This is a genomic window from Parvibaculum sp., assembly GCF_035511255.1.
Classification (GTDB): Bacteria; Pseudomonadota; Alphaproteobacteria; order Parvibaculales; family Parvibaculaceae; genus Parvibaculum.
On record NZ_DATKFR010000187.1, the window covers coordinates 1 to 12,678 of the forward strand.

Consider the following 12,678-nt stretch of genomic DNA (forward strand, 5'->3'; position numbering starts at 1 on the left):
CAACTGGCCTGGCCCGAGCTCAATTTCGGCATACCCTGGCTGTCCTACGGGCGGCTCTTGCCGGCAATCTCGATCAGAAGCCGGCGGCGACGCCGGGCGCCGACGGCTGGATGGATTTCTTCTACAACCGCAAGGTGCTCGACGGCACCGAGGTCAAGGCGGCGCGCGCCCGCGCCTTCGTGCTGCCGGAGGGCTTCTATCTCCTGGTCGGGCGCGATGTGCAGGAGCGGCGCATCATCGAAACGCTGATAACGAGTGCGCTCGTCTGGGCGATCGGGCTCACGGTCGCTCTCGGCCTTGCTGGCGGACTCTTCATGAGCCGCAACATGCTCGCCCGCGTCGACGCGATCAACCGATCGAGCAGCGGCATCATGAAAGGCGATCTCTCGCAGCGGCTTCCCATCGCCGGGACGGGCGACGAACTCGATCAACTCGCGCGCAACCTCAACGCGATGCTCGATCAGATCGAGGCGCTGATGATCGGCATGCGACAGGTGACCGACAATGTCGCGCATGATCTCCGCAGCCCGCTCAACCGGCTGCGCAGCCGGCTCGAAGTGACCTTGCTCAGCGAACCGTCGCCCGAGGAATATCGCCAGGCGCTGGAACGCACGATCGCGGAAGCCGACAGTCTCCTCACCACCTTCAATGCGCTGCTGATGATCGCGCGGGCGGAGGCGGGCTCGCTGCGCGAGTCGATGAGCATCGTCGATCCGGCGGCGGTCGTCGCCGACGCGGCCGAACTTTACGAGCCGGTCGCGGAGGAAAGCGGGCTCAGGCTCACGGTCGACGTCGCGGAGGGGCTCAGCGTCAGGGGCAATCGCGAACTTCTGTCGCAAGCGGTCGCGAACCTTCTCGACAATGCGATCAAGCACGGCAAGCCGCAGGACGGGACGTCCGAGCCGGTGGTCGCCGTCACCGTCGCCGCCGACCCGGACGGGCATATTCTCATCGGCGTCGCCGATCATGGCGCCGGCATTCCGGAGCAGGAGCGCGGGCGCGTTCTCGAACGTTTCGTGCGGCTGGAGACGAGCCGCAACACGCCGGGCAGCGGTCTGGGCCTCAGCCTGGTCGCGGCGGTCGCGCGGCTTCATGGCGGGCGCATCGCGCTCGACGACAACAGGCCGGGCCTCTGCGTCACGTTGATCCTGCCGCCCGCGGCCTGACGAAAGCGCTTACACTTTGGCGGAACGCACTTTAGTCTTTGCCGCTGCGGCGGAGGGAGACGGAATTTGAGTGCGGATGTGAAGGTTTTGCGGGACTGGGCGGCGCGGGCGCCGAAACCGTTCGACGGTGAACGCGCGCTGACGGCGATGCAGGATCTGGAGGCGAGTGTCGCCTCGATCGAGGATGCGGCCTTGCGTCGTCGCATGGAAGGGCTGCTCGCCGATGCCGATACGCGGCGGCTTCTCGACGGCATCTTCGGCAACTCGCCCTTTCTCACGCGCATTCTCCGCGTTCATCCAGACTGGTTGCCGAGACTCGTCGACGAACCGCCGGCTGAGACGCTTGCGGCGCTGATCGCGCGGACGCGCGCGACAGCCGGCGCTGCGACGCAGGCCGATCTCATGCGCGAGTTGCGGCTGGCCAAGGCCGAGGCCGCGATCCTCATAGCGCTTGCCGATCTCGCGACAGCCTGGTCGCTCGAGGAGGTGACGGCGGCGCTGACCGATTTCGCCGATGCCGCCGTGCAGGCCGCCGTCGAATGGCTGCTGAAGGATGCGGCGCGGCGTGGACAGATAGCGCGCGCCGCAGAAGAGGTGACGCAAGCCGGAAGCGGCCTCGCCATTCTCGGCATGGGCAAATACGGCTCGCGCGAGCTCAACTATTCGAGCGACATCGACATCGTGGTTTTTTACGAGCCCGGTCAGTTGCCGCTCAAGGAGGGGACGGAAGAGGGGCCTTTCTTCGTGCGGCTGACGCAGGCGCTGGTGAAGATCCTGCAGGAGCGCACCGAACACGGCTATGTCTTCCGCACCGATTTGCGCCTGCGTCCCGATCCGGGCGGCACGCCGGTTGCGGTGTCGCTGCCGGCGGCCGAACATTATTACGAAAGCCGCGGGCAGAACTGGGAGCGGGCCGCCTTCATCAAGGCGCGCGCCGTTGCCGGCGATCCGCAGGCCGGCCAACTCTTCCTCGAGATGCTGACGCCTTATATCTGGCGCAAGAATCTCGACTTCGTCGCCATCGACGACATTCATTCGATGAAGCGGCAGATCCATGCGGTGGGCGGACACGGCACCATCGCCGTCGCCGGGCATAATGTGAAGCTCGGGCGGGGCGGCATCCGGGAGATCGAATTCTTCGTCCAGACGCAGCAATTGATTGCCGGCGGGCGCGACCGCGAACTGCGCGGCCAGCAGACTTGCCCGATGCTTGACGAGTTGGCGCGCAAGAACTGGATCGCACCGGAAGCGGCGGAAGAACTCAAATCGGCCTATCGGTTCCTGCGCACGCTCGAACATCGGTTGCAGATGATCGCCGACGAACAGACGCATACGCTGCCGGCGACCGAGGAAGGGCTCGATCACGTCGCCTGCTTCATGAATTTCGACAGCCGGGCCGATTTCGCCGAGACGCTCACGGGCCATCTCCGTCGCGTGCAGGGGCATTACGCAAAGCTCTTCGAGACGGCGCCGCCGCTTGCGGAAGAAAGCGGAAGCCTCGTCTTCACCGGAACGGAAGACGATCCCGAAACGCTCGACACCTTGCGCAAACTCGGCTTCGTCCAGGTCTCCGACATGTCGGCGACGATCCGCGCCTGGCACACCGGCCGGTTCGCGGCGACGCGGAGCCCGCGCTCGCGCGAGCTTCTGACCGCGCTGATGCCGGCGCTGCTGCGGGCTCTGTCGAAGACATCCAATCCCGACACGGCCTTCACGCGTTTTGACCAGTTCCTGACGAAGCTGCCGGCGGGCGTGCAGCTTTTCTCGATGCTCTATTCCAATCCGGGGCTGCTCGATCTCCTCGCCGACATTTGCGGCACGGCGCCCAGGCTCGCGAATTATCTTGCGCAGAACTCGGCGGTGCTCGAGTCGGTCGTCGATCCGAACTTCTTCAAGATGCGGCCGGATCGCGACATGCTGCATCGGAGTCTGCGCGCCGCGCTCGAACATGCGCGCGATTACCAGGACGTACTCGATTTCACCCGCGTCTGGGCGCGCGAACATCGCTTCCGTCTCGGCGTGCGCGTCCTTGCCGGCAATGCGGACGCGGAGGAGGCGGGCCCTGCCTATGCGGCGATCGCGAGCGAACTCGTCGCCGCGCTGGCGCCGGTTGCGGAGGAAAAAATCGCCGAGCGCGCGGGACATGTGCCGGGCGGAGATTTCGCCGTCGTCGCGATGGGCAAGCTCGGCAGCGAGGAGATGAGCGCCGCCTCGGATCTCGACCTCATCATGATCTACGATCTCGCCGATCCGAACGCGACGTCGGACGGCGCGCGCCCGATGTTCGCCTCGCAATATTATGCACGCGTCTGCCAGCAGCTCATCAGCGCGCTCACCGCGCCGACCAGCGAGGGCAAGCTCTACGAGGTCGATCTCAGACTGCGTCCGTCGGGCAATTCGGGTCCGGTCGCCACACTGTTGCAGAGCTTCGTCGATTACCAGAAGAGCGAAGCCTGGACCTGGGAGCATATGGCGCTGACGCGCGCCCGCGTCCTCACCGGCCCGGATACGCTGAAGGCGCGCATCGAAGCCGCGATCCGCGAAACGCTGCGCCGGCCGCGCGACATCGGCAAGACGGCGCATGACGTCGCCGACATGCGGGCGCGGATCGAGCGCGAGTTTCCGAGCGGGAATGCATGGGAACTCAAATATGTGCGCGGCGGGCTCGTCGATCTCGAATTCATCTGTCAATTCCTTCAGCTCGCGCATGGCGCCGCGCATCCCGAAATACTGCACACCCATACGCGGGCAGCGCTCCAGGCGATCGCCGATGTGGGCATCCTGCCGGCCGCCGATGCCGACCTTCTGCTTTCCGCCGCCGATCTCACGCTCAATCTGACGCAGGCGATCCGCATCTGCGTCGAGGGCGTGTTCAAGCCCGAGGAGGCGACGCCGGGGTTGAAAGCGCTGCTGGCACGGGCCGGCAACGCGCCCGATTTTTCCGCTCTCGAGGCCCAGCTCCGCGAATCGCAGGCGGAGGTTTACGCCGCTTTCGAGCGTATCGTCGCCGCTGTGGCGACGCCCTGAACCCACGCCCATCCGGCCGCGGGATGGCGAAAGACTTGCAGCGTCCTCCTGCCGGCCAGGCATCGATCATTAACGGCGAAGCCATCGCCGGGCGGGATCGATGGAAATCCCTGGACATATGTGGTTAACGCTCCTTCCGGTTTCGGCACGGGGGAGCACCCGTCTTATCCAAAGCGTATCAAACCGGTACGATTGGGCAGGCGTCTCCGCTTGAGACGGGCAGGGCGCAGTTGGGGTTCGACGCATGGAGCGTCACGACGCGATCGTCATCGGAGGTGGGCTCAACGGGCTGACGGCTGCGGCTTATCTTGCGCGCGCCGGCGCCCGTGTGCTGCTTCTGGAGCGGAACGCCGTGCTAGGCGGTGCGGATGCCGCTTGCGAGATCGCGCCCGGCTTCCAGATCGCTCGCTACAATCTCGGCCTTTCAGCACTGCCGGCGCGGATCGTCTCCGAACTCGAACTCGGACGGTACGGGCTACGCTCCCTGCGCGTCGACGGCGGCGTCTCGCTACTCGAAGGCGGCGGCTATATAGCGAGTTATCGCGACGGCATCGTCCATCGCCGCGAACTGGCGCGCTTTTCGCTGAAGGACGCCGATGCCTGGACACGCTTCCGGCGCGACATGCTGCGCGGCGTGCAGCAGCTTCGCCCGCTTCTGGCGGCGCCTCTCCCCGATCCGTCGCGCCTCTCCTTTGCCACGCTGCGCCGGTTGCTCAAGACGGCGTCGCGATGGGGCGGCATCGAGGCCGATGCGCTCCATGAGCTGACACGCCTCTGGACGCTCTCCTGCGCCGATTTCCTCGACGATTATTTCGAGTCCGACGACATCAAGGCGCGGCTCGCCTCCGACGCGCTTCTCGGCGTGGGCTTCGGTCCGCGCGCGCCGACCAGCGCGCGTTATCTGCTCGGCGCCTTCCTTGAGGAAACCGTCGGCGCGAGCGCCGGCGCGCCGGCGCGTCAACTCGCGGTCGGCGGACCGGCCGCCGTCGCGAATGCCCTCGCCTCGGCGATTGCCGCCCATCGCGGCACCATCCGCACCGAGGCCGAGGTCACCGACGTGCTGATGCGCGACGGCGCGGCGCGCGGCGTCGTGCTCGCCAATGGCGAAGAGATATACGGCCGCGCGATCCTCTCAGATCTCGATCTGAAGCGGACTTTTCTGGCGCTTTTCCGCTGGAAGGAACTGCCGGAAGGTTTCGTCGAGAAGGTCGGCCGCTTTCGCATGCGGGGCGTCAGCGCGAAGATCAATCTGGCGCTCGACGCCGCGCCCGAATTTCCGGCCGTGCCGGCGGTCTGTCCGGCGATCCTCGGCGGCGTGCGCCTCGCGACGTCATTCGACGAGATGGAGCGCGCCTGCGACGACTGGCGCGACCGCATTCCGCCGCGCACGCCACTCATCGACGCGTTGATCCCGACGCTCGCCGACCGCTCGCTCGCGCCTGCCGGCAAGCACGTCATGTCGGTCGCGGTGCATTACGTGCCCGAGGCGCTGCATGACGGACCCTGGACGGCGGAGCGCAAGGACGAACTTGCCGATCTCGTCGTTGAACGCCTCGCGGACCACAGCCCCGGCATCCGCGACCGCATCGTCGCGCTCGAAACGCTGGTGCCGCCCGACATCGAAAGCGAAGTCGGCCTCACCGCGGGCGATCTGGCGCAGGGCGAGACGACACTCGACCAGATGTTCTTCAACCGCCCGATGGCGGCGCTCGCCGGCAACATGACGCCGGTCCGCGATCTCTATCTCTGCTCGGCCAGCGTCCATCCCGCGCCCATCGGAGCGGGCTATGCCGGCGCTAACGCCGCCGCGCTCGTCGCTGCGTCCCTCGGAAAGCGGGGATAGCGATGTTGCTCGCGGACCGGAGTTTCGATGCGATCGTGATCGGCGGAGGGCATAACGGCCTCGTCGCCGCCGCCTATTTCGCGAAAGCGGGACGGCGCGTCATCCTGCTCGAAGCGTCCGAGGTGCTGGGCGGCGCGTTGGCGACCGGGGAGATTTCGCCCGATTACCGGATATCGACGGCGGCGCATCTCGTCGAAGCCATGCCGCGCCGGATCGAGAAGGATCTGAAACTCGCCAGGCACGGCTTGCGTTTCGCCCAACGTCAGATGACGACCATCGCGCTCGCGCGGGACAAGCGGCATCTGACGATGTCGAGCCGGCGGCAAGACCTCGTCGCGCTCAGGCAATGGAGCGCGCAGGACGCGGCCGCCTATGTTGCCTTCACGGCGCGCATGAAGGCCTATGCCGGGCTGCTGCGGCCGATGCTCGGCGCCGCTCCACCCGTTTCCGGCGAGACTTCGGATGCCGCTTCCGTCTTCCGCAAGCTCGTCTGGAACGCACGGCGTCTGGGAAAGGCATCGTTCGAGGATTTGCTCCGGGTTCTGCCCGAGAGCATCGGCGATCTCGCCGACGAGAATTTCGAGATGCCGCTGTTGAAGGCGGCGCTCGCCTTCGAGGCGGTGCGCGGAACGGCCGAGGGACCTTTCTCGCCAGGCACTTCGTTCAATTTCATCTACCGTGAAGCCATGCGGCACGAGACGGCGGGCATCTCCTTGCCGCAAGGCGGTCTCGGCGGCTTCGTCGAGGCGCTGGCGCGCGCCGCCGAAAGCCTCGGCGTCATCGTCAGGACATCGGCACCGGTAAAGCGGATCACTGTCGAGAACGGCGTCGCGACCGGCGTCGAAACGGAAGCGGGCGAGCTTCTGCTCGCGCCGGCCATTCTGTCGAATGTGGATCCGTCCGACACGATGCTCCGGCTCGTCGGCCCTGCACATCTCGATGCGAGGCTCGCGTCGCGTCTCGGGCGCACGGGCCGCCGCGGCGCCACGGCCAAGCTCAATCTTGCGCTGGACGGACTGCCCACCATTCCCGGCCTCGCGCCGTCGGAATATGGCGCGCGTCTTCTCGCCGTTCCTTCGCTGCAGGAGCTCGATGCCGCCTTTGCTTCGTTCAAGCGCGACGAGCTTCCATTCGAGCCGCCGATGGAGATGACCATTCCGAGCGTCGTCGACCGGACGCTCGCGCCTCTCGGCCATCATGTCATGTCGATCCTGATCCAGTACGTGCCTTCCGACGTGAAAGGCGGCTGGGCCGGCCAGCGCGACCGTTTTCTCGACCGCGTTCTCGAAACGCTGTCCACCTATGCGCCCGATATTCGCGACCGCATCATCGCCGGCGAAATGCTGTTGCCGTCCGATATCGAGGCGAAGTTCGGCCTTCCCGGCGGCGACTGGCACCACGGCGAGCTGCGCGCCGACCAGTTCGCGATGTTCCGGCCCGCGCCCGCGCTCGCGCGCTACCGGACGCCGCTCAAGGGGCTTTATCTCTGCGGCGCCGGCAGCCATCCGGGTGGCGGCATCTCGGGCATGCCGGGCCGGCTTGCGGCCGAACTCGCCTTGAGCGAGGGGAGGCGTGCATGAGCGGAGACGACGACATGCAGCCGGTGGAAGAAGAACTGCTGGAAGAACCCGCGGGCGAGACGCGCGCGGAGGACATGCCGGCGGCGGACGAGGCGCCCATGGAGAATCCGGTGGAGGAAAGCCCGTCGGGAGAGACATCGCCTGGCGAACATCCACCGTTCGCGAATCCCGACCTCGATCTTCTCGACGCGATCGCGGAGATAGATCCCGCGCTTTTCGAGCGGAAGGCGGAGGAACCGCCTTTCGGTCGTCAGGTGCTGACGACGGCGTTGCATCTCGCCGCCGCCGCCGAGAGCCGCACAAATCTCTGGACGCAGTGGAACGGCTTCACGACGCCGGACATCCTGACGGATATCGAGGACGAGTATCGCGCGCTGCGCCATGCGGCGGCGCTCAGCGACATATCCCCGCTCGTCAAATACCGGATCAGCGGGCGGGACGCGGCGGTCTATCTCAACCGGCTGGTCGCCGACAATGTGCTCGCGCTCTCGGTCGACGAAGCGATGCCCGTCGCGTTCTGCGAGGACCATGGTCTGGTGGTGGGCGATGGGCTTCTCTTCCGGCTGGACGAGAACGAATATCGTCTGGCGACGGAGGAAACGCATCTCGCCTGGCTTCAGGACAGCGCCTTCGGTTTTCAGGTGCGGGTCGAGGATCTCGGCACGACGCTGGCTGCGCTCTCCGTGCAGGGGCCGCTTTCGGCCTCCGTTCTGGCGGCGTCCGGATTGCGCGATATCGAGACGCTGAGACCCTATGCGGCGCGCTGGTTCGACATCGCCGGCATGCCCGTCTATGCGAGCCGCACGGGAATGAGCGGCGATCTCGGTTACGAACTCTGGATAGACCCCGAGGATGCGCCGATGATCTGGGTACGTCTTCTCGACAAGGGTGCGCCTTTCGGCCTTGCCGTAACGGGGTTTGCCTTGCGCGAGCTGGCCCGCGTCGAAGCCGGCATCCCGCGCGCCGGCCGGGATTACCTCGGTGCCTTCTCGGCCGTCGATCCCGCCGACGCCTCGACGCCTTTCGAGCTCGGGCTTGCCTCCATCGTCGACCTTGAAGCGGGGCATTTCACCGGCCGCGACGCCTTGCAACGCGCCAGGGCTCGTCCACCGCGTCATTTCATCGTGTCTCTCGCCGTCGATTTTCCCGAACCGCTCGATTTCCGCGCCATCCAGTGCAATGGCGCCGTCGAAGGTCTCGCGACCAGCACGGGATTTTCGCGGGAGCTCGGCGTCAATCTGGCGATCGCGCGGTTGAAGGCGCCCGCCGTCGCGTCAGGCGCGGTACTCACGGTCGATGTCGAGCGGAGGGAGGGCTTTAGTCTCCGCCGTCTGATCGTTCCGGCCCGCGTGTTGACGGAACCCGCGCTGACGATGCCGTCGCGCCACGTCGTTCCGGCGCCGCTCCTTTCCATTGGTTAATGTTTTCTTTTCGCGGCTGAGGCGCGACGCGCGACGGAATTGTTCGCAAAGCGCGTTTCTGTCTCCGAGTGACAGGACAACGTTCCCGCCGGCCCTTCCCCCCTTCGGACCGGCTTGCCCCCGTTGCTCTGGCCGGGACGGCGATGTTGCGCGGTCCCGGCCACCCAGCTTCGACATATGTGAGGAGGATGGCATGCGAGGCTTCAGGATCGAATTGATGGCAGGCGTCGCCGCGATTGCGATCGGTCTCCTTCTTCCTTTCGCAGCCGGCGCGGCGAATGTCGACGACAGGCGGGACATGGCAATGGAAAAACTCGATGCCAACCATGACGGCGTCGTCAGCGACGCGGAACGAAATGCGGCGCGTCAGGCGCGCTTCAAGGCGGCGGATGCGAACGGAGACGGTTTCGTGACGCGCGAGGAGTTCGCAGCGGCCGGACCGGCGCGCGACGCCGGGCGCAAGAATAAGATGTTCGCATTGATGGATGGCAATGGAGACGGCAAGGTCTCGCAGGCCGAATTCGACGCCGCTTCGGCGAACATGCGTGAGCGCATGAAAGCGGCCCGGCAGGATTGAGGGCCGGACCAAAGCCGGTGCGCCGACGGGAAATCCCGGATAGGATCGCCTGCGATCGAACGACGGGCGGCTTGCATAATGCCGTTCCGGGTGAGTTCGGCGGAAGCGAATTTGACGAAGGGGGCGCTGTCGGTTGAACGACGCGTCGGATGACGAATTGGTGGCGCGCGTGGCGCTGGGCGACGAGGCGGCCTGCCGGCTGCTCGTCGACCGGCATCTCACGCGTATGCTCGCGCTGGCGCGGCGCATGCTCGGCAGCCAGGCCGACGCCGAGGAAGTCGCACAGGAAGTATTTCTGCGTGTCTGGACGCACGCGTCGCGATGGGAACCGGGCAGGGCCCAGTTCGGAACATGGCTTCACCGGGTCGCGACCAATCTCTGCCTCGACCGCTTGAGGCGACACGGCACAGAGGACATCGATTCGATCCCCGAGCCGCAAAGCGACGATCCGACGCCGCATGAGGAGCTTGAGCGGAGCGACCTCGCGCGGCAGGTGGACAGGGCGCTTCAGGCCTTGCCGGCGCGGCAAAGGGCTGCCGTCACCTTGACGCATTATCAGGGGCTTTCGAACATCGAAGCGGCGGAAACGCTCGGGATCAGCGTCGAGGCCGTGGAATCGCTTCTGGGCCGGGCCCGGAGGCAACTTCGCGCGGCACTTGCGACGGAACGCGACGAGTGGCTACGTAAAACAGGGGTCTAGGGCATCCTGAGATGCCGGGGAATGGCAATGGTTAAGAACGATATGACATTGGCGCGGTTGTCGGAACTCGTCGGGGCCTATGGGGCCTCGGCGGTCCGCTGGCCCGAGGCCGAACGGGTCGCGGCGGAAGCGCTGCTTGCCGGATCCGCGGACGCGCGCGCGCTCGTCGCGGAGGCGCGGGAACTCGATCTGCTGCTCGATATGGCGCCTTCCGCCACGGCATCGTCCGATCTCGCGGCCCGCATCATGGCCGCGCGGCCGCGCGCCGCGAGCGGCCGGATCGTTTCGGCAGGACGCGAGAGGCCGGGTCTCTGGCGCGCGATCGCCCGCCTGGTCTGGCCCTATGGCTCGCCGGCTTTCCCGGCCGGTGCGCTGGCGGCGTCGATCATGCTCGGCGTTACGTTCGGCGCGAGCTTTTCCTCCAGCATCGCGGCCTTCGGCCTCACGACGACGCAGGTCGCCGACAGCGCGGCGACAGCCACGGGTTCTGGCGAACAGCTCGTGTCGCTCGCTCTCGCCGAAAACGATTATCCCGAGGATTGGAAGCAATGAGCGATCTGCAACCGGATGAGAAAATGGCGGCTTTGGGCCGCGAGCGCCGCTGGCTCGGGCCGGCGCTGCTCGCCTCATTGGTGGTCAATCTCTTCCTCCTTGGCATGATTGCCACGGCGCTGATTTTCGGTCCGCGCCCGCCGGAAGGCAGGCAGTTCGGACAGGTGCCGCCGCCATTCCTGCGCACCCTGCACAAGGATGCGTCGGGCCTGCCCGACGACGACAGGGTAGCCTTGCGGATGATGATGATCCGTCAATTCCCGCTCATTCAGCCTCACATCGTGAAGATCGAAACCGCGCGCAAGGAACTGGCCGAGGCGATCGGCAAGACGCCTTACGACCCGGCCGAAGTCGAAAAGGCTTTCCAGAAGGTCGACGATGCGCAGGCCGAGATGATCCAGGCGACGCGCGGTGCGATGATCGAAGGCTTCGGAAAGATGAAGCCCGAACAGCGCGAGCGCCTTTCCAAAGCGATGTTCAAGCAGGCCGAACGCCGTCTTTCGAAAAGCGGCGACGGGCGGCCGGAGGGTCCGCCGCCGGGGCCGCTCGGCATCGACATATTGCCGTCCGAAGGTCCGCCGCATGACGGTCCGCCGCCGAGTCCCTGAACCGCCGGTGTGATATGGTCGGGCTCCTCGCGAGTCGGACAATCACGCAAAATGACCTGGTATCACGCAAGCATGTACGACGCGGGTCGCCCCGCGGGAAGTTTCTGGGAAGACGACGCGCCACCGCTCGAAAGCGGCGTCGATCTCGGTCCCCTCAATGGCGACGAGCGTTGCGACGTCGCCATTATCGGCGGCGGCTATACGGGTCTCTCCGCCGCCTATCATCTCGCCCGCGACTATCACGTCGACGTCCGTGTGCTCGAATCGGGCCCTCTCGGCTGGGGCGCTTCGGGTCGCAACGGCGGCTTCTGCACGCTGCCGCCGAGCGGCCTTTCGCTCTCCGACCTTATCGGGCGCTACGGCGAAGATGAAACACGCCGCTTCATCTCGTCGCAGGTGGACGCCGTCGAACTCGTGCGCGCACTGGCCCGCGACGAGGGGATCGACATTCAGCCGCAGGGCGACGGCACGCTGCATGTCGCGCATACGCCATCGCGCTTTGCGGAGCTGGAGGAAGAGCGCGAACTCCTGGGCGGCAAATTCGGCGTGCCCGTCGAGCTGTTGAGCCGGGAGGAGGTCGCCGAGACCTCCTATGATTCAACCGAGCAATTCGGCGCGCTGCTGAACAAGGTTGCCTTCGGCCTTCATCCCTTGCGTTTCGCGCGCGGTCTCGCCGCCGCCGCCGCGCGCCACGGCGCAAAGCTGCATGGCCGTTCGCATGTCGAGAAATGGGAAAAGGACGGCGGTGAGCATCGCCTCGTCACCAAGAACGGCACGTTGCGCGCGCGCCGCGTCATCGTCGCGACCAATGGCTTCACGCGCGCGCCGGTCGCGGCAAATCTGTCGAACCGGCTGATCCCGGTGCTTTCGAACATCGTCGTCACCCGTCCGCTGACGGATGATGAACTTGCCGCCCAAGGTTGGAAGACGGAGCGGCCTTGCAGCAACACGCGGCGTCTTCTCTTCTATTATCGTCTGTTGCCGAACCGGCGCTTTCTCTTCGGCGCGCGCGGCGATACGACCGGCAAGCCCGAAGACGGCGCGAAAATGCGCGCGGCGATGGAGCGCCGTCTCGGCGAAGTCTTCACGGCATGGAAGGACGTGCCGACGACGCATTACTGGCGCGGATTCGTCTGCATGAATGCGCGCATGACGCCGGCCATCGGACATATGTCCGACGATAAAAGCGTGTTTTTCGGACTTT

The 12,678-nt window shown here is 66.1% G+C and carries 10 protein-coding genes; all 10 read left to right on the forward strand.

Annotated features, from left to right (window positions below; all coding sequences use genetic code 11):
• Window positions 1-1,166, forward strand: a 1,166-nt coding sequence (locus tag VMR03_RS07040) for a HAMP domain-containing sensor histidine kinase (protein ID WP_325403630.1), incomplete at its 5' end; no start/stop codon positions are given.
• A 66-nt stretch (window positions 1,167-1,232) separates the two neighbouring features.
• Window positions 1,233-4,193 carry a bifunctional [glutamine synthetase] adenylyltransferase/[glutamine synthetase]-adenylyl-L-tyrosine phosphorylase gene (locus VMR03_RS07045; RefSeq protein WP_325403632.1) on the forward strand — a complete coding sequence of 987 codons (2,961 nt, stop codon included), beginning with the start codon at window positions 1,233-1,235 and terminating at the stop codon, window positions 4,191-4,193.
• A gap of 244 nt (window positions 4,194-4,437) precedes the next feature.
• Entirely contained in the window at window positions 4,438-6,036 is a 1,599-nt protein-coding gene (locus VMR03_RS07050; RefSeq protein WP_325403634.1) for an NAD(P)/FAD-dependent oxidoreductase, read from the forward strand.
• A gap of 2 nt (window positions 6,037-6,038) precedes the next feature.
• On the forward strand, window positions 6,039-7,616 hold the full coding sequence (locus VMR03_RS07055; protein WP_325403636.1) for an NAD(P)/FAD-dependent oxidoreductase: 1,578 nt from the start codon (window positions 6,039-6,041) through the stop codon (window positions 7,614-7,616).
• Window positions 7,613-9,037 carry an aminomethyltransferase family protein gene (locus VMR03_RS07060; RefSeq protein WP_325403638.1) on the forward strand — a complete coding sequence of 475 codons (1,425 nt, stop codon included), beginning with the start codon at window positions 7,613-7,615 and terminating at the stop codon, window positions 9,035-9,037. The genes VMR03_RS07055 and VMR03_RS07060 overlap by 4 nt, the downstream gene beginning before the upstream one ends.
• A 193-nt stretch (window positions 9,038-9,230) precedes the next feature.
• Window positions 9,231-9,614 (forward strand): EF-hand domain-containing protein, encoded by a 384-nt coding sequence (locus tag VMR03_RS07065; RefSeq protein WP_325403640.1) that lies wholly within the window; start codon window positions 9,231-9,233, stop codon window positions 9,612-9,614.
• 133 nt (window positions 9,615-9,747) lie between these two features.
• A complete protein-coding gene (locus VMR03_RS07070; protein ID WP_325403642.1) occupies window positions 9,748-10,314 on the forward strand; it encodes an RNA polymerase sigma factor in 567 nt (188 codons plus the stop codon).
• Window positions 10,315-10,341: 27 nt separating this feature from the next.
• On the forward strand, window positions 10,342-10,866 hold the full coding sequence (locus tag VMR03_RS07075; RefSeq protein ID WP_325403644.1) for a hypothetical protein: 525 nt from the start codon (window positions 10,342-10,344) through the stop codon (window positions 10,864-10,866).
• Complete coding sequence (locus VMR03_RS07080; RefSeq protein WP_325403646.1) at window positions 10,863-11,474, forward strand: periplasmic heavy metal sensor; 612 nt, start codon at window positions 10,863-10,865, stop codon at window positions 11,472-11,474. The genes VMR03_RS07075 and VMR03_RS07080 overlap by 4 nt, the downstream gene beginning before the upstream one ends.
• A gap of 51 nt (window positions 11,475-11,525) precedes the next feature.
• The coding region (locus VMR03_RS07085; RefSeq protein ID WP_325403648.1) for an FAD-binding oxidoreductase at window positions 11,526-12,678 on the forward strand (1,153 nt) is incomplete at its 3' end.

Excerpts from the sequence above, each read along its gene's own strand:
- VMR03_RS07075 (WP_325403644.1), top strand. The coding sequence starts at position 10,342 with ATGGTTAAGAACGATATGACATTGGCGCGGTTGTCGGAACTCGTCGGG.
- VMR03_RS07055 (WP_325403636.1), top strand. The coding sequence starts at position 6,039 with ATGTTGCTCGCGGACCGGAGTTTCGATGCGATCGTGATCGGCGGAGGG.
- VMR03_RS07065 (WP_325403640.1), top strand. The coding sequence starts at position 9,231 with ATGCGAGGCTTCAGGATCGAATTGATGGCAGGCGTCGCCGCGATTGCG.
- VMR03_RS07060 (WP_325403638.1), top strand. The coding sequence starts at position 7,613 with ATGAGCGGAGACGACGACATGCAGCCGGTGGAAGAAGAACTGCTGGAA.
- VMR03_RS07080 (WP_325403646.1), top strand. The coding sequence starts at position 10,863 with ATGAGCGATCTGCAACCGGATGAGAAAATGGCGGCTTTGGGCCGCGAG.
- VMR03_RS07050 (WP_325403634.1), top strand. The coding sequence starts at position 4,438 with ATGGAGCGTCACGACGCGATCGTCATCGGAGGTGGGCTCAACGGGCTG.